Source organism: Rouxiella badensis (assembly GCF_002093665.1).
GTDB classification, from domain to species: Bacteria; Pseudomonadota; Gammaproteobacteria; order Enterobacterales; family Enterobacteriaceae; genus Rouxiella; species Rouxiella badensis.
The window spans coordinates 1-22,301 of record NZ_MRWE01000029.1 but is presented as its reverse complement, the minus strand read 5'-3'; the positions used below and the strand labels follow the sequence as shown (position 1 = coordinate 22,301).

Sequence of the window (22,301 nt, the reverse complement as noted above, 5' to 3'; positions counted from 1 at the left end):
TTACGCAGTTTTAGCGAGCTCTACAGATTGCAGCTGCTGGTCGCCCGCGTACAGACGCCCGTTTAGGCCACCCACGAAGTAGCGATCGCCGCGCTGCGGTGGACGGTGGTCTTCCGTCTCCGACAACACCACGGAAATCGGGTCATCGAGCCAGCCCTGCGGCTGTACGGTCAACTGCCAGAAGTGGCCGCGCGGGCTGACTTCCAACACCTGCACCGGCAGCGGACATCGCGTCGTGCTTTGAGTGGTGATTTCCATCTCCCACGGACGCAGAAACAGATCAACCGGTCCCTGATGAAGCGGCGCGATAGCCAGCGGCCAGTGATGCTGACCGACATAAAGCTGAGAGCCGCGAATTTCGCCGCCAATGCGGTTCACTTCGCCCATAAACTCCAGCACAAAACGCGTAGCCGGTTCGCGCCAGATTTCGATTGGCGTACCGACCTGCTCAATGTTCCCCTGACTCATTACCACCACGCGATCGGCGACTTCCATCGCCTCTTCCTGGTCGTGGGTCACGAACACGCTGGTGAACTTGATCTCTTCATGCAGCTGACGCAGCCAGCGGCGCAGCTCTTTACGAACCTGCGCATCCAGCGCACCGAACGGTTCATCGAGCAGCAGGATTTGCGGTTCAACGGCGAGCGCACGCGCCAGCGCCACACGCTGCTTCTGACCACCGGAAAGCTGGGCCGGATAACGGTTCCCCAAATGGCTCAGTTGAACCATTTCCAGCAGTTTGGCGACCTTCTGTTTGATGGTCGCGGCGTCAGGACGCTCGCGGCGCGGCAGCACGGTCAGGCCGAAGGCGATGTTGTCAAACACCGTCATATGACGAAACAGCGCGTAATGCTGGAACACGAAGCCCACCTGGCGGTCGCGCGCGTGCAGGCGCGTCACGTCCTTACCGTGGAAGCTCAGTTGCCCGGAACTTTGGTTCTCGAGCCCGGCGATGATGCGCAGCAGCGTAGTCTTGCCAGAGCCGGAAGGCCCAAGCAGCGCAACCATCTGGCCGGAGGGAATATCGAGGGAGATATCATTGAGCACCTTGGTGCGACCAAAAAACTTGTTGATACCGTTAATTTCAATGCTCATTGTTTCCCTCCCGCTCAAGACGGTCATTGTTGCGCGCCAGGCGCCATTGCAAACCGCTCTTCAGAAATAGTGTGACGATTGCCATCAGGGTCAGCAGCGCGGCGGCGGTAAACGAGCCTGCGATGTTGTAGTCCTGATTCAATAATTCGACCTGTAATGGCAGCGTGTAGGTTTCTCCACGGATAGCGCCGGAAACCACGGACACTGCGCCAAATTCACCGATGGCGCGTGCGTTGGTCAACACCACACCGTACAGCAGCGCCCAACGAATGTTCGGCAGCGTGACGCGGCGGAACATCTGCCAGCCGGATGCGCCAAGCAGAACCGCAGCCTCGTCTTCCTGACTCCCCTGACTCAGCATCACCGGCACCAACTCGCGAATCACGAACGGGCAGGTCACGAAAATAGTTACCATTGCCATGCCCGGCCAGGCGAACATGAACTGTAGGTTGTGCGCCTCGAGCCAGCCACCCAGCGGGCCATTGCTGCCATAAAACAGCAGATACAGCAGCCCTGCCACCACCGGCGACACGGCAAAAGGAATATCGATAAGCGTCAGCAGCAGCTGGCGTCCCGGAAAGTTGAATCGCGCTACCAGCCACGCCAGCAGGGTACCGAAAACCAGATTCACCGGCACGGTAATCAGCGCCATCAATACCGTCAGCCAGATGGCGTGCAGCATGTCCGGGTCGGCGAGATTTTTGCCTACCGCCGCAATGCCGTCCGACAGCGCCAAGACAAAAATGGTTATCATCGGCACCACCAACAAGAACACGCAAATCAGCGTGCCCAGACCGATAAGCGACCATTTCAGCCAGTCGATGCGGCGTGGTGCGGAGTCTTCAACCTGCGTTAACTGCGACATTATTGGCCTCCAAGACGACGGCCGTAACGGCTTTGCAAAGTGTTAATCGCGAACAGCAGAATCAGCGACGCCGCCAGGATGACCGAGGCGATAGCGCTGGCGGCCGCATAGTCGAACTGCTGCAAACGCACGAAAATCATTAGCGAGGTGACTTCCGTCTTCCAGGCAATATTCCCGGCGATAAAAATCACCGCGCCAAACTCGCCGAGGCTGCGGGTAAACGACAGCGCCGTGCCCGCCATCAGTGAAGGCATGACTTCAGGTAACACCACGCGACGGAAGCTCTGCCAGCGCGAAGCACCCAGCGTTTCAGCCGCCTCTTCGTATTCAGGGCCCAGCTCCTCGAGCACCGGTTGCACGGTGCGCACCACGAACGGGATGCTGGTAAACGCCATTGCCACGGCGATACCCAACCAGGTGTAGGCCACCTTGATATCAAAATGCGCTAGCCACTGGCCGTAGAAGCCGTTCACCGAGAACAGGCCGGCCAGCGTCAAGCCCGCTACCGCCGTCGGCAGCGCGAAAGGTAAGTCCATCAAACCATCAAGAATGGTCTTGCCCGGGAACTCGTAGCGGGTCAGGATCCAGGCCATCAGCATGCCAAAAAAGCCGTTAAAGATACTGGCCACCGCAGCAGACAGCAGCGTCACTTTGTACGCCGCGACCACCTGTGGATCGGTCACTACCGCCCAATACTGTGCCAGCGTCATGTGCGACAGCTGAATAATCAGTGCGCTCAGCGGTAAAAGCAGCACCAGGCAAACGAACAGCAGACTGCTGCCGAGACTCAGCGTAAATCCGGGTAATACGCGTTTGGTAGACAACAACATTACTGGTGTCCCTGCGCGATCAGTTTGTCCAGCTCACCGCCGGTATCGAAATGGGTTTTCATCACTTGTGGCCATCCTCCAAATTGGTCTTCAACTTTAAACAGCTTGGTCGGCGGGAACTGCCCCTTCGCCTGTTCCATGACTTTCTTGTCGTACACACGGTAGCTGAAGCGGGTGATAATTTTCTGCGCCTCTGGGCTCCACAGATAGTTCAGGTAGGCTTTCGCCGCCTTCTCGGTCCCCTTTTTCTCGACGTTTTTGTCGACCCAGGCGACCGGGAACTCGGCCAAAATATCGACCGGCGGGACGATCACTTCGTATTTGTCTGCCCCGTACTGTTTGCGGATGTTGTCCACTTCTGACTCAAAGCTGATCAGCACATCGCCCAAACCGCGATCGACAAAGGTGGTCGTTGCGCCGCGACCGCCGATATCAAAAACTTCGACGTTCTTAATCAGGCGAGCCATCTTCTCGCGCGTCTGTGCCTGATTGTTGCCGTCTTCAAGGTTAAATGCCCCCCAGGCGCCCAGATAGGTATAGCGTCCGTTGCCAGAGGTTTTAGGATTCGGGAACACCAGCTTGACGTCGCTGCGGGTCAGGTCGTCCCAGGTATGAATATTCTTGGGATTGCCCTTACGCACCAGGAACGCCATGGTCGAATAGAACGGCGAACTGTGGTTCGGCAGACGGCTTTGCCAATCCGCCGGGATCAGGTTGCCGCGATCGTGCAAAATCTGCACATCCGTGACCTGATTATAGGTAACCACGTCGGCCTTGAGGCCCTGCAAAATAGCCAGCGCCTGCTTCGAAGATCCGGCGTGCGATTGTTTGACTTCCAACTTGTCGCCGTTATTTTGTGCGGCCCACTGCTGTTCAAACGGAGGATTGAGGGCAGCAAAGAGTTCTCGAGAAACGTCGTAAGAACTGTTCAACAGTTCTGTCGCACCGGCCGACGCTGCGCCACCGACCAGTAGCAGCACGGCAATCGCGCCTCGCAGGGTTTTACTCTTCACCAACGTATTTTTCATTCTCAGCCCTGGTCCGATTTACTGTCGACGTGGCGCACGGGTGCAACCTTGGACTTGTAGTGTATTTATAACTACGGCGGTAGGAGTAACGGTTTTATATACTATTTGGTGATTTACAAGCATGAAAAGCTATAAGCCACACAAATCAAGGGAAGATAGTCGATGCACTCGCGTGCATCGACATTGCGTCTGGCGGGGGTTTACAGCGTTTGCAGCCGCGTCAGGGACGGGGCGAAATAGTAGCTGCCGGTAAGCGGGCGCGTAAAACGCAGCATGGCGTCACGTTTACCGTCGAGATCGCCGAACATGCTCAGCAGCTGTTTCTCGATGTTATAAAGGCGCGCGCAGTAGGTGATAAAGTACAGGCCATGTTCACCGCTGGCGGTGCCGTAAGGCAGGCTTTGACGCAAAATCTTCAGGCCTTTGCCGTCCTCTTTGAGGTCAACGCGACCGAGGTGCGAGGTCTCTTTGCGCTGTTCAGCGGGCAGCTCTTCATCGGTCAACTTGGTGCGGCCAATGATCTCTTCCTGCTGAGCCACGGTAAAACGCTGCCACTGGGTCAGATTATGCTTCCAGCGCTGGACCATGACATAGCTCCCGCCCGCGTCGTCATTTCCCTCGGCAATGGCGGCCACTTCGGCGCGCTTCTCCCCTTTTGGGTTCTCGGTGCCGTCTACAAAGCCGCTGAGGTCGCGGTCTTCAATGCCGCGAAACCCGTGGGTCTCTTCTTCTATCAGCAGACTTTTGCCAAACGCCGCGACGGCCGCCTGTGCCAGCGCGAAGTTAACGTCATGGCGCAGAGACTGAATGTGGATCAACACGTCGCGCTGAGTCGCAGGGGCAAGGCCTTTCCCCAGCGGCACGAAAGGTTTGAGTTCATCGGCTCCGATACCGCCGGACAAGTCGCGCCAGACATCGTGGCCAAAGGCCACTACCGCACCGACTTTATCGTCAGGGAATCGTGATTGGATCTCAGCCAGTGACTGGCAGAAGGTGCGACATCCGAGGCGAACGTCGTCAAGTTCACCTTGAACCTTCGCTTCGATATAGATAGCAAAACGGCAATGCTCAAGCAGAATGCCGCTCTGAACCTGGGTCATAATGTTCCTTTCCTTGCGTCATCGGCGACCGTACCAGGCTTTTAAAGGGTAAAAACCTGCCGTCGCAATGGCGCGCATTATACCCGCAATAATGATAAATAATGAATAAAGCCTTGTTAAACACAAGGCTTTTGGGAGGAACGAGATTAGTTGTTAGCCGCGTGCCAGACGATTTTACTGACTTTCCAGTTCTTGAGACTGTCGTCGGAAGGCATCAGCTCGTCCGGACCGTCCCACGCGCCGCTGAAGATATAGCTGACGTGCTGGCTGTTCGGCGCTTTACACTCGACGTTCTGTGCGTCGTCGCCCTGTCCTTTCTGACAGGCGTCAAAGGCCTTGGTGTAGAGGTCGCTAAACGGCGTACCTATCTTCACGCCCCACTGACTTTTCACATCTGGGTCGGAGACAACAATACGGTCCACGTTGCCCTTCGGTTCTCCAGAGACAGTAAGCTTGACCGTTTTACCGTCCATCGCCTGATAGAACGAGCGCATCTTGCCGTTGCTCATCGACATGCCGCTCATCAGGCGATAATCGCCGTTCAGGCCGTCGTTGACCGCAGTCTCGTTCAACGGTGTACTTGCAGTGACTTTGCCAACGCCTTCATCGGTAACCTCAAGGCTGCTGCCAAACCAGTTGATCGGATTAAGGCTTGACCACGACATCTGCGGCATATGCATATTCGCCATCGTCGAACACCCGGTAAGCATCAAGGGCAGCGCCAGCAACAGTGGGCGGATAGTCATGTCATACACTCCTTGGTCGTTTTTTTGATTTGCCGTAATCATGCGAATAATAATGCCAGAATTATCTTGCTGGCCTGTTGGAGTGCATCCGCCGCAAAAAGTGCCGCAGATTGTTACTTTTCGCCCTAAAAGCACCTCACACCAATCGGCGTTCTTCACCAAAACAGGCGCGAAGGCGGCGGCTGAGCAGCCAATAGGCCAATGCGCCGGCATCAAGCAGCGCCAGCGCAAAGTCGAGCAGGTTTGGCTCATCCATCGACTGCCACATGCCAACGCCTTGCAGCGCGAAGGTCGCGAACATGCCCGCCAGCAGCAGCCAATAGCTCATTTGCCAGATTTTTGGCCACAGGTGACGTCGGCTACTGAGCAGAAAGATCAGGACCGGAGGAATGCCGAGGAAAATCCCGTACCAGAATGAGTGGCGATCGGGATAAAAAAGCGCGAGGAGCCCTTCTCCCTGCTGCCTTGATGCACCGGCCATAATAAACAGTAACCAGGTTCGCGCCTGCAAAATCAATATCGTCCAGAACCACAGCGGCAGACGTAGCATGCCGTGGCTGTTGTAATCGTCAGAATTCATAGCCAGGAAAAATCTTCCTTTAATTCAATAAGGACGCAAAAAGGTTGCGTCGGAAACCCAAGCCGAGCGCGCGTTAAGCCAGTTGGCCAGTTTGCACTTTTGTTTATATCTCTGCGCGGTCAGCCTGAAAACCGTCTTTAGCATAAATTAAGTTGTCTTAAGATAGTGTTAAGAACAGTCTGCTTTAATTTTCACCAGGGCAACGGTTCATCCCAGCCGATGACGGTGCCTGTTGTTCACTGAAATCAAAATTAAGGATGACTATTATGATGAAGAAGATAACTCTGGCAAGCCTGTTCGCACTGACGACCCTCCCGGCACTGGCACAAAGCGACGGTGGTTTTATCGATCCGGCCGCGCAACAGGCGCAGAACAAAGGCGGCTTCTCCGGCGAAAATGCCACTCTTACAGCGGCAAGAGAGGTGAAAAACCTCAAAGATGGCCAGTTTATCACGCTCGAAGGACACATCGATAAACGCACGGGTAAAGATAAATATATTTTCAGCGATGCGACCGGCACGGTGACGACCGAAATAGACGACAAGCGCTGGGAAGGCCAAACCGTGTCCCCGAAAGATAAGGTCCGCCTCGAAGGAAAGATCGATAAAGATTGGAATTCCGAAAAAATCGAGGTCAAAAGGATAAATATCATTAATTAATCATTAACTCAGAGTTTCCCTTGCAGATTTGAAGGTATAGAAAAGGGAAACTCTGTAGCACGTTCTTCCCGTTGCCCCTCTCCCCCCGCCGTGCCCTTGTATTCACTGTAAAGGCTGCTAGGTTAATAATTATTATCATTCACACCCAGGCCATGTGGCATAGCGACAATGGAAAATATTCCGAACCCTCAGAGCCTTGTTGTTGGCAACATCTACACGCGTGAAGATCTTAAGTATCTCTTTACTCTGGCGGACGCTCGCATAAAAATGGGCGTCTTCCGACCACGCGAGAACCAGTCGATGTGGTTATTTGTGACGGAGGATAAAACCAACGGACGACGGCACTACAAAAACACCCTTGGCGATACGCCTATCACCCTGATTTTAAGCACTATCCTCCCACCTCCCGAAAATCGCGACTCTCTGATACCGACCAACGCCGAAATCCAGTCTTACAGCGCCAATGATGAAGAATGCCTGGAGGATGATCCGCTGCAATCGGTCGAAAACGGCGACGCGCAAGATGAATTTAGCGCCCAACACGTTGAAGACGAGAGGAAAAAGGTATTGCGTTCGATCATTCGCCGTCAGGGTCAGTCGCGATTTCGCAAAGCGCTGCTGGGGGCCTATCAGGGACAGTGTGCTGTGACGGGATGTAAGGTGACCGAACTGCTTGAAGCGGCGCACATTCATCCCTACAGGGGCGAGCACACCAACAAGGTCAATAATGGTCTGCTGCTGCGCGCAGATATTCACACCCTGTTTGACCTTGGGCTAATTGGTATTACGCCGGATACGCTGCGGGTGGTAGTGTCTGAGAAATTGCGGGGAACGGAATATGAAACCTTGCATAACAGGCCGCTAAACAGGCCAGAGAATCAGGAGGATATCCCCAGTCTGGAGGCGCTTCAGTGGCACAATGAAAATTCGTATCCTTAAGGGTAATGCGTTTACCCTCCGCGTTCCGGGGCTGATGACGGCCACTGAAAGCACAGCCCCGGCAGGATGAATCGCGATCAGTATTCCTGGTCAACAATCAGTCGTTTACCCAGGCTGATACTCTCCACCACTTCGTAATCCAGTTTTTCATACATGCTAATCACAGCATCGTTCTCTGCACGAACCATCAGCTGAATTTTAGGGCAGCCGCGGGCAATCAGTTTTTTCTCCAGACGGTTCATCAGCGCATTGGCAATGCCGCGTCCGCGATACTCGGGGTGAACGCCAAGATAATAGGCCGATCCGCGATGGCCGTCGTAGCCACCCATCACGGTTCCCGCCACAACGCCGCTCACTTCGGCGACCAGAAACAGTTCTGGGTCATGGTTTAGCTTGCGTTCAATATCCAGCTCGGGATCGTTCCAGGGACGCAATAGGTCACAGCGCTCCCAAAGGGTCAGCACTTCTTCAAAATCTTCTTGTTTAAATACGCGAATTTCCATCACTGTTCGCCGCTGTAAATGAGTTCTTAATTGATTATCGCGTGATCTGCTTGATACGCAATATCAAAATGGCCGCTTTTAGCCTATCAAGATAATTTTTTTCGCCGAATTACACGCTTTTTCGCCTTAATGTTGATGATTAAGACAGGCAAAAGCTAAAAATCAGGAAAATATCAGACTGATAAAATGTTAAAAACGCACACTTTGTTAATAAACAGCAATAGTTCTCATCTCGATTATGCTGAATGGATACTATATAACATCCGCATTCTGCTATTAAAAAGGGCTGCGGACAGATGCTAAATCCACTCAACAAGTTTCTTCATTTCCAACCGCTTCCTCGTTCAGCCACGCGACGTCAGGTGCTCCTTAGCGGTCTTGGGCTGGCATTTGGCGCATTTGGTAGCCGGTTTGCACAGGCCCAGCAGGCCGAACACATCACGAAAACGGCCCCTAAGCCAAAACCGCCTGGCGCTAAAAAGCTGGTGATGATCGATCCCGGCCACGGTGGAATCGACTCCGGTGCCATCGGTCATGAAGGCTCGGAAGAGAAACATGTGGTGCTGGAAATCGCCAACTACGTGCGTCAGCACCTGCAAAGTCACCCCAATATCGAGGTGAAACTGACCCGTGATTCTGACCATTTCATTCCGCTTTATCAGCGGGTTGAGATTGCGCACGAGCATCAGGCCGATTTATTTGTTTCAATTCATGCCGATGGTTACACCAGCCCGGAAGCCAGCGGGGCGTCAGTGTTTGCCCTTTCCAATCGCGGTGCGACCAGCGCGATGGCCCGTTACATGTCCAAGAAAGAGAACGACGCCGACTTGGTCGCCGGTGCCAAGTACAAGGAAGCCGACAACAACTATCTTCAACAGGTCTTGTTTGATCTGGTGCAAACCGACACTATCAAAAACAGCCTGACGCTGGGCCATCACGTGCTCGACAGAATTCGTCCTATCCACCATCTGCACAGCCAGCAGACGGAACAGGCGGCGTTCGCGGTGCTGAAATCCCCGTCGATTCCGTCGATATTGGTTGAAACCTCGTTTATTACTAATCATCAGGAAGAGCAGTTGCTGAATACCACCGCCTTCCGCCAGGAAATTGCGCTGGCGATTTCTCAAGGCATCGTGAATTTCTTCGCCTATTTCGACGCTCACGAACGAATTCCGCGCTGATGGTGCAAACCTGCGGACAAATAAGGGTATAATAATGCCCTATTTGTCCGAAAGCCTACGAGTTTGCCCGTGAATCAATTACCCGATATTAACCAAGTAAAAGCCTTTCTGCTGTCGCTGCAAGACCAAATCTGTCAAAAGCTGAGTGCCGTTGATGGCCGCGCACAGTTCAAACAGGACCAATGGGTCAGAGAAGAAGGCGGCGGCGGCCAAAGCCGGGTATTGACCGGCGGTGCGATATTTGAACAGGCGGGCGTTAATTTCTCTCACGTTTCCGGTGCGACCTTACCGGCCTCTGCCACCGCACACCGTCCAGAGCTCGCCGGGCGCAGTTTTCAGGCGATGGGCGTCTCGCTGGTTATCCACCCGTTAAGCCCCTATATTCCCACCAGCCACGCCAACGTGCGCTTCTTTATTGCCGAAAAACCCGGTGAAGCCCCGGTATGGTGGTTCGGCGGTGGCTTCGACCTCACCCCTTATTACGGCTTCGAAGAAGATGCGCGTCACTGGCACCAGACGGCAGCAGATCTGTGCCAACCCTTCGGCGACGACGTCTATCCGAAATATAAAAAATGGTGCGACGACTACTTCTTCATCAAGCACCGCAACGAGGCGCGCGGGATAGGCGGTCTGTTCTTCGATGACCTCAATAGCCCTGACTTTGCACACTGCTTTGCCTTCATGCAGGCCGTCGCCAACGGCTTCACAGACGCCTATCTGCCGATTGTCGAACGCCGTAAGACACTGACCTGGGGCGAGCGCGAGCGCGAATTCCAGCTTTATCGCCGGGGTCGCTACGTTGAGTTCAATCTGGTGTGGGACCGTGGTACCCTTTTCGGGCTGCAAACCGGGGGGCGGACTGAATCAATCTTGATGTCGATGCCGCCGCTGGTGCGCTGGGAATACGGCTTCGAGCCGGACGAAAACAGCCCGGAAGCAGCGCTTTATCGCGATTTTCTGCCGGTTCGCGACTGGCTGGCGGAGTCTGAATAATGCAAATCTGGGTCGATGCCGACGCTTGTCCGAACGTCATCAAGGAAGTGCTGTTCCGCGCCGCGGAGCGTACCGGGGTGATGGTCACGCTGGTCGCCAACCAGATAATCCGCACGCCGCCTTCGCGTTTCCTGCGCACGCTGCGCGTTGAGGCAGGGTTTGACGTCGCCGATAACGAGATTGTTAAGCGCGTCGAGACCGGGGATCTAGTGATAACCGCCGATATCCCTTTGGCGGCGGAAGTCATTGAGAAAGGCGGTATGGCGCTCAACCCGCGCGGCGAGCGTTACACCCCCGAAACCATTCGTGAGCGCCTGAATATGCGTGATTTTATGGATACCCTGCGCGCCAGCGGCGTGCAGACCGGTGGCCCTCCTGTGCTCAACCAGCGCGACCGCCAGCAGTTCGCCAACGAACTCGACAAGTGGCTGGTGCTGGCAAAGAAATAGCGCTGATTTTGGCTCCCCTCTCGACGGGGGAGCTAGCAGATTAAAGCGGTTCTGTCTGCGCTTCGACCACCGCTAACGCAACCATGTTAACAATGCGCCGCACCGACGCTATCGGCGTCAGAATATGCACCGGTTTCGCCACGCCCATCAACACCGGTCCGACGGTTACCCCCTCTGAACTCGTCACCCGCAGCAGGTTATAGCTTATCCGCGCCGCCTCCATATTAGGCATAATCAGGATATTCGCCGCCCCCTTGAGTGGGCTGTCGGGCATCAAGTCGTGGCGGATGCTCTCGACCAGCGCGGCGTCGCCGTGCATTTCACCGTCAATCTCCAGACCCGGTGCGAGCCTGTTGACCAGCTCCAGGGTGCGACGCATCTTGCAGGCCGTCTCACCGTTTGAGGTGCCGAAGCTGGAATGCGACAGCAGAGCGACTTTCGGCTCGATACCAAAGCGGCGCACCGTTTCAGCCGCCAGCAACGTTATCTCGGCTAACTGCTCAGCGGTCGGATCTTCGTTAACATAGGTGTCGGTGATAAAAGTATTGCCGCTGGGCAGCAGCAGCGCGTTCATCGCCCCCGCCACCCGCACGCCCTCACGGAAGCCAAACACTTTCTCCACCACCTCGTAATGTTCATGATAAGTGCCGATGGTGCCGCAGATCATCGCATCGGTTTCACCACGCAGCAGCATGATGGCGGCAATCAGCGTCGGATTGCCAATAACCGCACGCCGCGCCTGCTCCTGCGAGACCCCTTTACGCTTCATCAACTGGTAGTATTCGCTCCAGTACTCGTTAAAACGCGGGTCGGACTCGTTATTCACCACGGCAAAATCACGCCCCGCCTCAATTTGCAGCCCCAGCTTTTTAATGCGCATTTCGATGACGTTCGGCCTGCCGACCAGAATCGGTTTCGCCAATCCGAGCGAGATAATCTCCTGCGTGGCGTGCAACACGCGCGCTTCTTCACCCTCGGCAAACACCACCCTTTTCGGCTCTTTTTTCGCCTGCGAGAAAATTGGCTTCATGAACAGGTTGGTTTTATAGACGAATTCGCTCAGCTTCTCTTTGTAGGCGTCAAAATCTTTTATCGGACGCGTGGCAACGCCAGAGTCCATCGCTGCTTTGGCCACCGCAGGCGCGATATTGACGATGAGTCGAGGGTCAAAGGGTTTTGGGATAATGTAGTCAGGCCCGAACGACAACTCTTCTTCGCCGTAGGCCGAGGCCACCACGTCGTTCTGTTCGGCCAACGCCAGATCTGCAATCGCATGCACGCAGGCGAGCTTCATCTCCTCGTTAATCGTCGTCGCCCCTACGTCGAGCGCACCGCGAAAAATAAACGGGAAGCAGAGCACGTTGTTAACCTGATTGGGATAGTCGGAACGGCCGGTACAGATAATGGCGTCAGGCCGCACCGCTTTTGCCAGCGGCGGCAAAATTTCGGGTTCAGGATTAGCCAATGCCAGAATTAACGGGCTGGCGGCCATAGTTTTGACCATCTCATGCGTCAATACGCCGGGACCGGAGCAGCCGAGAAAGATATCGGCATCGGGAATAGCGTCGCTCAGGCTGCGTTGCCCGTTGTCCTCGATGGCGTAGGCTGCCTTGGTTTCGGCCATATTTTCTTCGCGGCCCTTGTAAATAACGCCACGCGAATCACAGGCGGTGATATTTTCGAGTTTGAGGCCCAGTGCGACCAGCAAATTCAGACAGGCAATCGCCGAAGCACCGGCGCCGGAAACCACCAGTCTGACGTCGGCAATGTCTTTGTTGACGATGCGCAGACCGTTGAGCACCGCAGCGGTACAGATAATCGCCGTGCCGTGCTGATCGTCGTGAAATACCGGAATATTCATCCGCTCACGCAGTTTTCTCTCGATGTAGAAGCACTCCGGTGCCTTGATGTCCTCAAGGTTGATGCCGCCGAAGGTCGGTTCCAGCGAGGCAATCGCGTCGATCAGTTTATCCGGATCGTTTTGGTCAATCTCGATATCAAACACGTCGATACCGGCGAATTTCTTAAACAGCACGCCCTTGCCTTCCATCACCGGCTTACCGGCCAGCGCGCCAATATTGCCCAGTCCCAGCACCGCCGTGCCGTTGGAAATCACGCCAACCAAGTTGCCTTTAGCCGTGTATTTGTAGGCCGCCAGCGGATCTTTTTCTATCTCCAGGCACGGCGCGGCCACGCCCGGTGAATAGGCAAGTGCGAGGTCGCGCTGGGTCGCCAAAGGCTTGGTAGGGGAAACCTGAATCTTGCCGGGAACGGGAAACTCATGAAAATCGAGCGCACTCTGCTTCAACTGATCGTCCATCATCGGTTCCTTTTTATTATGCAGGGACTGAGAAATTCCAGTTAACCAGTATAAGGAGCAAAAAAAGGTAAACCTTGAAGCGGCTCGAAAAGCGGAAAAACAGCTTGCCCGAGAGAGACTGGGCAAGCGAGAAACTACTGAGACATATTGAGAATGGTGCGGATATTCAGCGCTGAGGTAGCGATAATGTCGATAGCGCCAGTGCGCAACGCGCCAAGAATCGCCAGCGCCTTGGTATTCTCGGAGGCGATGGCAATCACGCAGGGAATCTGGCGCAGTTCGTCGATGCTGAGGCCAATAACGCGTTCGTTCATCACCGTATCCACGTGCTGGCCCTGGGCGTTGAAAAAGTCATAACCGGCTACGTCGCCGATCACGCCTTGATTGAGGTTGGCATCGATGATTTCATGCGGCGTAAACCAGCCCAGCTTGACCATGTAGCTGTTTTCGTTCATATCGCCAATGCCGACCAGCGCGATGTCCGCCTTGCGGGCACGGTCCAGCGTTTCGTTGATGGTGCCATTACGCATCAGCGCTTCACGCTGGGACTTCTCCTCAACGTAGGCAGGCGCGTAAAGCGTTTCGCTAATGCCACCGAACTTCTTCGCCAGCCGACGGCTGATGTGGTCGGCGTTAATCGAATCACCGGGACGATGGGTACCGCCAATTCCACAGATAAACTTGCACTGACGCTCCGGCATGCTGCCCGGATGATCGGCAATCGCCGCCACGTTGCGCCCCTGCCCGACGGTAATTACCGTTTGATCTTTCAGCGTCGAGGCCAGATAGTTCGAGACCAGCGCCGCGACCTGACGACGCTGTTCGTCTTCGTCCTGATGGTCGAGGGCAATCAGCGCACGTTTAATCGGAAAACGTTCCATCATCTGCTGTTCAAGACGGGTGCTGAAAACGGGATGATAGCGAACGTTGATCTCGACGATGCCCTCTTCTTTCGCCCGCTTAAGCAGGCGTCCGACCTTGATGCGCGAGATCCCAAATTTTTTAGCGATCTCTTCCTGAGTTATTTCGTCCTGATAGTAAGCGACGGCAATCTCAGTCAGCAGTTCGTTATCTTGAATGACAGTTTGCTTTTCCATCCGGGGCTCAATTCTCCTGGCAAATTCTGCCTTTTTATACGCTAATCAACGATTATTGCCTAGATAAAGACATAACGACAGCATGGCATAACGAGGCGGGAAAAAGGAGGCACAAAGCGGGGGGTTTGAGGAGAGCGCAGGCCATGATGACCTGCGCTCTGGGCAGTAAACGTCTCAATCAGCGCTTGATGGCATCGATTTTCAGCATCCGCGCAATGACGATATCCAGCTCTTTCTCGTCGAAAATCTGCTTCCAGTCTTCCTTGATGATTTTTTCACGGCCGTACTCCATCGCTATCATACAGGCGTCGGAGAACGGGTTGGTGCTGCGGAAGGCCACGGCGAGGGCAATCTGGATGTGGCCATAAAGCATCGCCTTCGCTGCTTCTTCCGGTACGCCGCACGACTTCACGGTTTCGTCGAGTGCCTCTTTCATGAATGAACCGACCATACAGGCCACAGTTTCCACCAGCGTTGGCTCCAGGTAAGCCAGCTGTTTAACGGTCACCCAGTGCACCTGCTCCACCGGTCCGTACATGACGCTCACCACTTTCGCCAGCTCGGCGCGATCGGCATCGCTGCCCTGCTCGTAGGAGGCCGCCACGTGCTGAACCGCCGCCACGCCGCCGAAGGCATCGGCATGCTCTTCCTTGGTGTAACGGTCAAGAAACACCGACGGGTGACACGGGTGCGCGACGGCGTATTTGATGTCGGCGCGCTGGGCTATCAGATTGGCATAAGCGGCCGCCGGGTCGAGGGTCAGTAACACCGCTCCAGCCTTCATTTTCGGGACAATGGCGGTGGAAACCGCACCCAGTGCGATATCCGGCACGGCGAGGATAACCACATCGCTATGGCGGACGACGCTGTCGGCGTCGGAGATTTCACGACCCTGAGCCTGTACCTGCATCTGCGCATGCGGTGAATTCTCACAGTAAAACACCTGATAGCGGCTGTTCTGGAAGTTGGCAGAGATACGCATGCCCATTTTGCCGCCAGCGCCTATTACGGTAATTGTTTTCAGAGTCGTCGTCATGATGCCTTCCTCACTTAAAAATTGAATTTATATAAAGTTGTAAAACCCGCTTTCAAGATTGGCGGGACAGCAAAAATTCGAGATTGTGACGCGTCCACGCGTCTTCTAAAGCACAGGTTGATGCGGCATCTTCCTGCCACGGCAGCCAGTGCTCGATAATCTGGTTTATCCCCCGTGCCTGCGGCTTCACTTCCGCTATCATCGCGTCGTAGTCGAGCAACCCTTCCCCCAGCGGACAGCCCGCGAAGGTAAAGCCGACCCAGCCATCGCGGCGCGAAAACGCAAAATCTTTTACGTGCAGATTCAGCACGTAAGGCGCGGTACTGGCGATCACCTCTTTGGGCGTCTCCAGCGCGGCAACGCAGTTGGCGGGATCCAGACAAATCCCCAGCCACGGCGAGTTAAAATGTTTCACTACCGCCAAATTACTGGCGGTCGGCACCTGCTCGTAGGTCTCAATGCACAGCGCGACTTCGCTGCGTTCAAACGCCGGCAAAATGTGCGCCAGCTGCTGCTGCGCCTCAGCAAGCGTCGGGCGCGAGTCGGGACCGTTAAACATCGAGCGCAGGATTTTGGCATTCAGCGCCTGCGCCAGTTGCAGATAGCGTTCGAGGTGTTCGGCCTTCAGCCCGCGTGTGCCGAGCTCGAGCACCACACCGAGCGACTCGGCGCGCTGTCTCAGCTGCTCGAGGCCATCGACCGACAGCGTCTCGATTTTTGGGTAATCGCAAATCTGAAATACCTTTCCGCCCAACTCGGCGGTATTTTCCAGCATCGCGTCGAGGCCCATCGGTTCGGGAACGCGGTCTGACAGTCGCCAGAAATAGGCGTAGGTGCTGAGTCCAATGGCCATCGTTAGCTCCTGTCAGCCTGGTTGTTCAAGAAAATCAATGCTTCATCAAGGATGGCTTTATAGGCCGCCGGCTGGTGCGAGAAACGGCCGAGAAACAGGCCGCCCGTTCTGCTGCCAAGCTGAGAGAGCAAGCCGGGACCGGCGCTGCCGCCGTAAATCACCCGACGCTCGCCGCTGGCCCCGCCCACCAGACGCTGCGCCAACCCCTGACAAACTTCCCCTATAAAATCTGCTGAGGCAGGCTCTTTCGCGCCGATGGCCCACTGCGGCTCATAGGCGAGGATTGCGTCACCGCTCAGCCCTTGTTTTTCTGCCGGGCCAAGCGCCTGATGCGCCTGTTCGACGGCCTGTTCAATGGCCTGCGCGGCGGAGCAGCGTTCGGCCTCACCGATGCAAATGACCGGGATCAGCTGATTGCGCAGCGCAGCCGTGGTTTTATCGGCAATTTGCTTATCGGTTTCAGCAAAATAGCGGCGGCGTTCGGCGTGGCCGATTTCGACATAACCGCAGCCCATTTCATGCAGCATCGCGCCGCTGACTTCACCGGTGTAGGCACCGGCGTCTTCCCAAAACATATTCTGTGCACCGACCTTCATTACCGTGCCGCGAAACGCCTCAAGCGTGGGGGCAATCGCCGGTAAAGACGGGAATACAAACAGCTCAACCTGACCTTGCTGCGTTGCCGGATGATGGCCGACGATTTCCGCTATCTGCCGCGACCATTCGAGGGTTTGCTGATAGCCGAAGTACATTTTTAGGCTAACGCCCAGCGTCAGTTGTGGTTTCATTAAAACTGCTCCTCGTGAGGTTTAACGTTGTCCCTGGCGTTGCCGGTGAACAGCGGCAGCAGCGCATTAACGATCAGTGAAAGCGAAACCGCGCCGGCATCAGGCGTGCCCAGGCTCTTCTCGGCCAACGGCCTTGCGCGCCCCACTTTCGGGCGCAGATTAGCTGTCGCCCTGGCCTGCACCTCAGCCTCCTGCGCCGCCTGCTGCCAGGCGAGACCAAACTCGTCTCCGCGCGCCACGCAGGCACTCAGGGTATCGCTGAAAGGAACAAGGACGTCGACCAGCGTTTTATCGCCAACCTTCGCCTTGCCAAAATGCATGATGCCATCTTTGGCCTTGCTAACGCCCTCGGCGACAGTGTGCGCATCCGGGTATTTTTCATCGCCAATTACCGTACCCAGCGCGTTGAGCGCCAGCCCCCAGAGTGCCCCTGAAGTACCTCCGGCCCGGTCGGCCCAGGCGTCGGCGGCCTGTTGCAACAGAGTGCCGGCACCGGCACCGCGCAGCTGCATCTCGGCGGCTTTCTCGGCGGCGGCAAGCGCCCCACGCTCCATGCCAATTCCGTGGTCACCGTCACCGGCAACGGCGTCGATACGCCCCAGCTCATCGGCATGGGTCACAATGGTTTGCGCCAGCGTATTCAAAACACCGAGCAGGCACTGTGCGGCCTTTTTGGACTCCACGCTGGCAGGCGGCACGGTGGTCGCCAACGCGACGTCGAGTTGCTGTGCTTCCAGCGGTTCAGCGGCCCTAACCGACCCTTTTCTGAACGCTGGGGCATCGGCAGGCGCGCGCCACAGTGGTTCCAGCTCATCGTCCAGCCAGAACAGCGTCAGAGAGGCACCCGCCATATTAAAACTAGTCACAAATTCGCCAACTTCCGCATCTACCGCGACAATTCCGGCTTCGTCCAGTAATTGCGCAATACGGCGATAAACCACAAACAGCTCTTCATACTTCACCGAGCCCAGACCGTTCAGGATGACGCCGACGCGCTGTCCCTTGGCATTGGCGATGTCGTCTGGCAGTTCGTCCAGCAGGCGTTTCACCAGCACTTCGGCCAGCTCGTCGGCGGTAGGAATATCAGACTCACCGATGCCCGGTTCGCCGTGAATCCCCATCCCCAAGGCCATTTTCCCGTGCGGGACGCTGAACAGCGGACGATCGGCTCCCGGCAACGTACAGCCGCTAAACGCCACGCCGAACGAGCGAATGCGCTGATTGGCAAGGCGAGCGATGCGAGTAACCTCTTGCAGAGAATGGCCCTGCTCGGCGGCAACCGACGCAGCCTTGAACACCACCAGATCGCCCGCTACGCCTCGGCGTTTTTCACGTTCTTCTTTGCTGGCGCTGGAGATATCGTCAGTCACCAGCACGATTTCACAGGGAATCCCTTCCGAGATTAACCGGTCACGCGCCAGCCCAAAATGCAGCACGTCGCCCGCATAGTTACCAAAAGTCAGCAGCACGCCGCCGCCGTTGTTGGCCGCGCGGGCAACCGAGCATATTTGCTGGGCAGACGGCGAGGCAAACAGGTTCCCCATCGCCGCACCGTGTGCCAGCCCTTGTCCGACCAATCCTGCAAACGCCGGATAGTGGCCCGACCCGCCGCCAATCACCACGGCAACGCTGCCGGGTTCACTGCGTGTGCTTCTGACAACCCCGCCTGGTACCTGCCGAACCTTTGCAGCGTGGGCCGCAACGAATCCTTCGATCAGCTCATTGGCAAACGCCGAGGGTTTATTGAATAAATAAGTCATCTCACTTCTCCTATGCCGCCTTTGGCGAATTCGGGTCTTTCAGTGGGGTTGGCAGCGGCTTAGCCGGACGCTGAGTGGCGCGCAGCAGCACCATCAACAGAGCAGAGAGCAGCATGAATCCGCCGACGACCATCATCGGAACCGTATAGCTCGAGGTTGCGTCATGCAGCGCACCGGTGACATACCCGGCAGAGAAACCGGCCACGTTACCGAGGGTGTTAATCAGTGCAACGGCCGCGGCGGCTGAAGCGCCGGAAAGGAACTGCGTTGGCAGGGTCCAGAAATTCGGCAACGCGGCGAAGATTGAGCAGGCGGTGATGGTTATCACGGCAATGGTGGCGGCCGGTGAGTCCATGTACAGCGCCAGCGGCACGCTTATCCCGCCGACCAATGCCGGGATGGCGATATGCCAGGTTTTGCAGCCGCGTTTTGAGGCGTCACGCGACCAGAAGAACATCACCACCGCGGCAATCAGATAAGGAATACCGGTGATCAGACCTTTTTGCAGGATGCTGAAAGTCACGCCGAACTGCTGCTGGAAACCGCCGATAATCGTCGGCAGGAAAAATGCCAGCGCATAGAGGCCGTAGACAAATCCGAAGTAAATCATGCACAGCATCCACACGCGACCGCTGGTGAAGGCAGCTTTCAGCCCCTGATGGCCATGAATATTTTTCTTACCAGACTCTTCTTTCTGGAGTTCGGTTTCGAGCCATAGCCGTTCTTCGGAGGTCAGCCATTTCGCGTCTTTAGGTTTATCCACCAGATAAAACCACGCCACGATACCCGCCAAAATGGCCGGAATCGAGACGCCGAGGAACATCACCCGCCAGCCTGCCAGACCAAACAGTCCATGCTGGTTGATGAGCCATGCTGCCAGCGGTGCGCCGAATACCACGGTTAACGGTTGTGCGAGGTAAAACAGAGCAAGAATTTTGCTGCGATAGCGTGCAGGAACCCAGGCGCTGAGGAAAAAGATAGCACCAGGGAAGAAACCCGCTTCGGCCACGCCGAGCAGCAGGCGCAGTCCGTAAAGTCCCTGAACGCTGCTCACCCAGGTAAACAGCAGAGAGACGATACCCCAAGACACCATAATGCGTGCCAGCCAGCGACGAGCGCCGTAGCGGTGCAGCGCCAGATTGCTCGGGACTTCAAGCAGGATATAACCGATAAAGAAAACGCCAGAGGCCAGACCAAACTGAGCCACCTGGATCCCCAGATCGCTAATCATGCCGTTCGGGCCTGCAAAGGAAATGGCGGTGCGGTCAAGGAAGTTAATAAAGAACATCAGCGCCACGAACGGCACTAAACGCAAGCAAATCTTGCGGATAGCCGACTTCTCGGCGGCCCCTGGTATTGTTGGTGAAATCGTTATCATTTTTCTGACTCCTTCTGCCCTTAGGCAGGCAAAGCTTTATCTGAGAAGCGCCTGGCTCGCATTGTTCATTAATTCATTATGTGAACATATGAACACTACCCCCTTCATGTGAACTTGCCTATCTCGCCGTGTTAAAAGTGTGACGCGACTCAAAAAGGCGTTCAAAACCCCTTAACTCAGAGTTTACTCAGGTTTTTGTTCAATACATTTACTTCGCAGACGATGATTTAGATCATTCATCACAAAACAAATGAACACCTATTGAACATATGATTGAATTTGCGATATTGTGCCTTTACTCGCTGCGCGCTGCTGAAAAGCACCGGCTGTCACAGCGCGGGATTGGACGTCGCGTTAGATGCCCTGAAGCCCTTCACCAGTCATAACCTATTAATTAGGCAGGAGAAATTATGTTACCTATCGCGATTGGAGCCGATGATGCGGCTATTGAATTGAAAAACATCGTGAAAGCTTTTGTTCAGCAGCAAGGAATAGAAGTCGTCGATTACAGTCAGGATGCCAATAACCCGCTTTATCCGGATATTGCCTTCACCGTGGCAACGGCTATTAAAGAAGGAAAATTTGAGCGCGGCATTTTGCTCTGCGGTACCGGCATCGGGATGAGCATCGTGGCCAACAAGGTTCCCGGCATTCGCGCCGCTCAGTGCCACGACACCTATTCGGCCGAGCGCGCCCGCAAGAGCAACGATGCGCAGGTGATAACCCTTGGCGCGCGCGTGATCGGGCCGGAATTAGCAAAATCGATCGTTGCCGCCTGGCTGGCCTCGAACTTCGAGGGCGGCGGCTCTACCAGCAAAGTTGAGAAAATTGGCTATTATGAAGGATTGAAGAACGCGTAATATTTCTGCATTCAGCGGGCCCCAACCGTTTGTCCTTTCTGGGGTCCGCCGACAGGTAATTATAACCTGTTGAATTCTAAAGCCATAGTTCTGGCCCATCACAACAATCAGAAAAAGCGCATTCAATGTGTTAATAAAATGATGCAGTCTATGTACTCTAATTAAAACGTAACGACATTTTGCTGTATCGATTCTTCTTAAGGAGCTAGAGATGAACCAGTTAGACGCACTTAAACAGCTAACGACCGTAGTAGCGGACAGCGGCGACATCGAATCCATTCGCCATTTTGAACCTCAAGACGCTACCACCAACCCTTCGCTGATTCTCAAAGCTGCCGACATCCCTCAATACCAACCTCTTATCAAAGAAGCCCTTGAATACGCCCGCAAGCAAGGCGGAAGCAAGGAAACGCAAATTATCAATGCGTCGGACAAACTGGCCGTGAACATCGGTCTCGAGATCCTTAAAAGCGTTCCGGGCCGTATCTCTACCGAAGTCGATGCCCGTCTGTCGTTCGACCGCGGCATGTGCGTAGCGAAAGCACGTAAGCTTATCGGCATGTATGCCGATCATGGCATTGATAAATCGCGTATTCTGATCAAGCTTGCCTCGACCTGGGAAGGCATCAAAGCGGCGGAAGAGCTGGAAAAAGAAGGCATCAACTGTAACCTGACGCTGCTATTTTCGTTTGCTCAGGCCCGCGCCTGTGCTGAAGCCGGCGTTTATCTGATTTCTCCTTTCGTGGGCCGTATCTACGACTGGTACAAAGCCAAAGAGCCAAATGCCGCCTACGACGTGGCGAAAGATCCGGGCGTGAAGTCCGTGACCGACATCTACAAGTACTATAAAGAACACCGCTATCAGACCGTGATCATGGGTGCCAGCTTCCGTAAAGTTGAGCAGATCCTGGCTCTGGCCGGTTGCGATCGTCTGACTATTTCCCCGAACCTGCTGGAAGAACTGAAAAATGCCACCGGTCCGGTTGAACGTAAATTAACCCCGTCTACCGAAGCATTCCATCAGCCAGCGCCATTGGCCGAAGAAGAGTTTCGCTGGCAGCATAACCAAGACCCAATGGCGGTTGAGAAGCTGTCTGAAGGCATTCGTTTGTTCGCTGTCGACCAGCAGAAGCTGGAAGATATGCTGTCCGCTCAACTGTAATTAACTGGAGTAGAACATGTCCTCTCGTAAAGAGCTTGCGAACGCTATCCGCGCACTCAGCATGGACGCCGTGCAGAAA

At 55.2% G+C, this 22,301-nt stretch carries 23 protein-coding genes; 8 read left to right on the top strand and 15 right to left on the bottom strand.

Features of this window, described 5'->3' with window-relative positions:
* From cysA to BS640_RS16135, 7 genes are all read right to left on the bottom strand, one after another.
* Positions 1–1,095 (bottom strand): sulfate/thiosulfate ABC transporter ATP-binding protein CysA, encoded by a 1,095-nt coding sequence (gene cysA / locus BS640_RS16165; protein WP_017490683.1) that lies wholly within the window; start codon positions 1,093–1,095, stop codon positions 1–3.
* Positions 1,085–1,960, bottom strand: a complete 876-nt coding sequence (gene cysW / locus BS640_RS16160) for a sulfate/thiosulfate ABC transporter permease CysW (RefSeq protein WP_017490682.1) — start codon at positions 1,958–1,960, stop codon at positions 1,085–1,087. The genes cysA and cysW overlap by 11 nt, the downstream gene beginning before the upstream one ends.
* Positions 1,960–2,790, bottom strand: a complete 831-nt coding sequence (cysT, locus tag BS640_RS16155) for a sulfate/thiosulfate ABC transporter permease CysT (protein WP_017490681.1) — start codon at positions 2,788–2,790, stop codon at positions 1,960–1,962. The genes cysW and cysT overlap by 1 nt, the downstream gene beginning before the upstream one ends.
* Positions 2,790–3,818 (bottom strand): sulfate ABC transporter substrate-binding protein, encoded by a 1,029-nt coding sequence (locus tag BS640_RS16150; RefSeq protein ID WP_017490680.1) that lies wholly within the window; start codon positions 3,816–3,818, stop codon positions 2,790–2,792. The genes cysT and BS640_RS16150 overlap by 1 nt, the downstream gene beginning before the upstream one ends.
* Before the next feature lie 200 nt (positions 3,819–4,018).
* On the bottom strand, positions 4,019–4,918 hold the full coding sequence (locus BS640_RS16145; RefSeq protein WP_084912924.1) for a Dyp-type peroxidase: 900 nt from the start codon (positions 4,916–4,918) through the stop codon (positions 4,019–4,021).
* Positions 4,919–5,064: 146 nt separating this feature from the next.
* Positions 5,065–5,664 (bottom strand): RpoE-regulated lipoprotein, encoded by a 600-nt coding sequence (locus BS640_RS16140; RefSeq protein WP_017490678.1) that lies wholly within the window; start codon positions 5,662–5,664, stop codon positions 5,065–5,067.
* Between the two features lie 136 nt (positions 5,665–5,800).
* Positions 5,801–6,244, bottom strand: coding sequence for a DUF2919 domain-containing protein (locus tag BS640_RS16135; RefSeq protein ID WP_017490677.1), 444 nt, complete (start codon positions 6,242–6,244; stop codon positions 5,801–5,803).
* 269 nt (positions 6,245–6,513) lie between these two features.
* Here BS640_RS16135 and BS640_RS16130 point away from each other — a divergent pair, with 269 nt between their 5' ends.
* Together BS640_RS16130 and BS640_RS16125 are read left to right on the top strand one after the other, a co-directional pair.
* Positions 6,514–6,903: a YgiW/YdeI family stress tolerance OB fold protein gene (locus BS640_RS16130; RefSeq protein WP_193791221.1), complete on the top strand. Its 390-nt coding sequence runs from the start codon at positions 6,514–6,516 to the stop codon at positions 6,901–6,903.
* A 168-nt stretch (positions 6,904–7,071) separates the two neighbouring features.
* Positions 7,072–7,842, top strand: a complete 771-nt coding sequence (locus BS640_RS16125) for an HNH endonuclease (protein WP_084912922.1) — start codon at positions 7,072–7,074, stop codon at positions 7,840–7,842.
* 77 nt (positions 7,843–7,919) lie between these two features.
* On the opposite strand, the gene BS640_RS16120 is transcribed toward BS640_RS16125, so the two are convergent.
* Entirely contained in the window at positions 7,920–8,345 is a 426-nt protein-coding gene (locus BS640_RS16120; protein WP_017490674.1) for a GNAT family acetyltransferase, read from the bottom strand.
* A gap of 296 nt (positions 8,346–8,641) precedes the next feature.
* Between BS640_RS16120 and amiA the strand changes: the two genes are divergently transcribed.
* The 3 genes from amiA to BS640_RS16105 all read left to right on the top strand — a co-directional run bounded on the left by amiA (position 8,642) and on the right by BS640_RS16105 (position 10,968).
* On the top strand, positions 8,642–9,526 hold the full coding sequence (amiA, locus tag BS640_RS16115) for an N-acetylmuramoyl-L-alanine amidase AmiA (RefSeq protein WP_017490673.1): 885 nt from the start codon (positions 8,642–8,644) through the stop codon (positions 9,524–9,526).
* Positions 9,527–9,595: 69 nt separating this feature from the next.
* Complete coding sequence (hemF, locus tag BS640_RS16110) at positions 9,596–10,519, top strand: oxygen-dependent coproporphyrinogen oxidase (RefSeq protein ID WP_017490672.1); 924 nt, start codon at positions 9,596–9,598, stop codon at positions 10,517–10,519.
* Positions 10,519–10,968, top strand: coding sequence for a YaiI/YqxD family protein (locus BS640_RS16105; protein ID WP_017490671.1), 450 nt, complete (start codon positions 10,519–10,521; stop codon positions 10,966–10,968). Before hemF ends, BS640_RS16105 begins: the two co-directional genes overlap by 1 nt.
* A 40-nt stretch (positions 10,969–11,008) precedes the next feature.
* On the opposite strand, the gene maeB is transcribed toward BS640_RS16105, so the two are convergent.
* The 7 genes from maeB to BS640_RS16070 form a co-directional block, all read right to left on the bottom strand.
* The gene (maeB, locus tag BS640_RS16100) at positions 11,009–13,288 is read right to left on the bottom strand and encodes an NADP-dependent oxaloacetate-decarboxylating malate dehydrogenase (RefSeq protein WP_084912921.1); all 2,280 of its coding nucleotides are present in this window, start codon (positions 13,286–13,288) and stop codon (positions 11,009–11,011) included.
* Between the two features lie 134 nt (positions 13,289–13,422).
* On the bottom strand, positions 13,423–14,385 hold the full coding sequence (locus tag BS640_RS16095) for a sugar-binding transcriptional regulator (protein ID WP_017490669.1): 963 nt from the start codon (positions 14,383–14,385) through the stop codon (positions 13,423–13,425).
* A 178-nt stretch (positions 14,386–14,563) separates the two neighbouring features.
* A complete protein-coding gene (locus BS640_RS16090) occupies positions 14,564–15,421 on the bottom strand; it encodes a phosphogluconate dehydrogenase C-terminal domain-containing protein (RefSeq protein ID WP_017490668.1) in 858 nt (285 codons plus the stop codon).
* Positions 15,422–15,473: 52 nt separating this feature from the next.
* On the bottom strand, positions 15,474–16,274 hold the full coding sequence (locus BS640_RS16085; protein WP_017490667.1) for a sugar phosphate isomerase/epimerase family protein: 801 nt from the start codon (positions 16,272–16,274) through the stop codon (positions 15,474–15,476).
* 2 nt (positions 16,275–16,276) lie between these two features.
* Positions 16,277–17,062 (bottom strand): triose-phosphate isomerase family protein, encoded by a 786-nt coding sequence (locus tag BS640_RS16080; RefSeq protein WP_084912920.1) that lies wholly within the window; start codon positions 17,060–17,062, stop codon positions 16,277–16,279.
* The gene (locus BS640_RS16075; RefSeq protein WP_017490665.1) at positions 17,062–18,822 is read right to left on the bottom strand and encodes a dihydroxyacetone kinase family protein; all 1,761 of its coding nucleotides are present in this window, start codon (positions 18,820–18,822) and stop codon (positions 17,062–17,064) included. The genes BS640_RS16080 and BS640_RS16075 overlap by 1 nt, the downstream gene beginning before the upstream one ends.
* Before the next feature lie 10 nt (positions 18,823–18,832).
* Complete coding sequence (locus tag BS640_RS16070; RefSeq protein ID WP_017490664.1) at positions 18,833–20,200, bottom strand: MFS transporter; 1,368 nt, start codon at positions 20,198–20,200, stop codon at positions 18,833–18,835.
* Between the two features lie 410 nt (positions 20,201–20,610).
* Here BS640_RS16070 and rpiB point away from each other — a divergent pair, with 410 nt between their 5' ends.
* The 3 genes from rpiB to BS640_RS22385 form a co-directional block, all read left to right on the top strand.
* Complete coding sequence (rpiB, locus tag BS640_RS16065; protein WP_017490663.1) at positions 20,611–21,060, top strand: ribose 5-phosphate isomerase B; 450 nt, start codon at positions 20,611–20,613, stop codon at positions 21,058–21,060.
* Positions 21,061–21,271: 211 nt separating this feature from the next.
* Positions 21,272–22,222: a transaldolase gene (gene tal / locus BS640_RS16060; protein ID WP_017490662.1), complete on the top strand. Its 951-nt coding sequence runs from the start codon at positions 21,272–21,274 to the stop codon at positions 22,220–22,222.
* A 16-nt stretch (positions 22,223–22,238) separates the two neighbouring features.
* Positions 22,239–22,301, top strand: a 63-nt coding sequence (locus BS640_RS22385) for a hypothetical protein (protein WP_374193410.1), incomplete at its 3' end; no start/stop codon positions are given.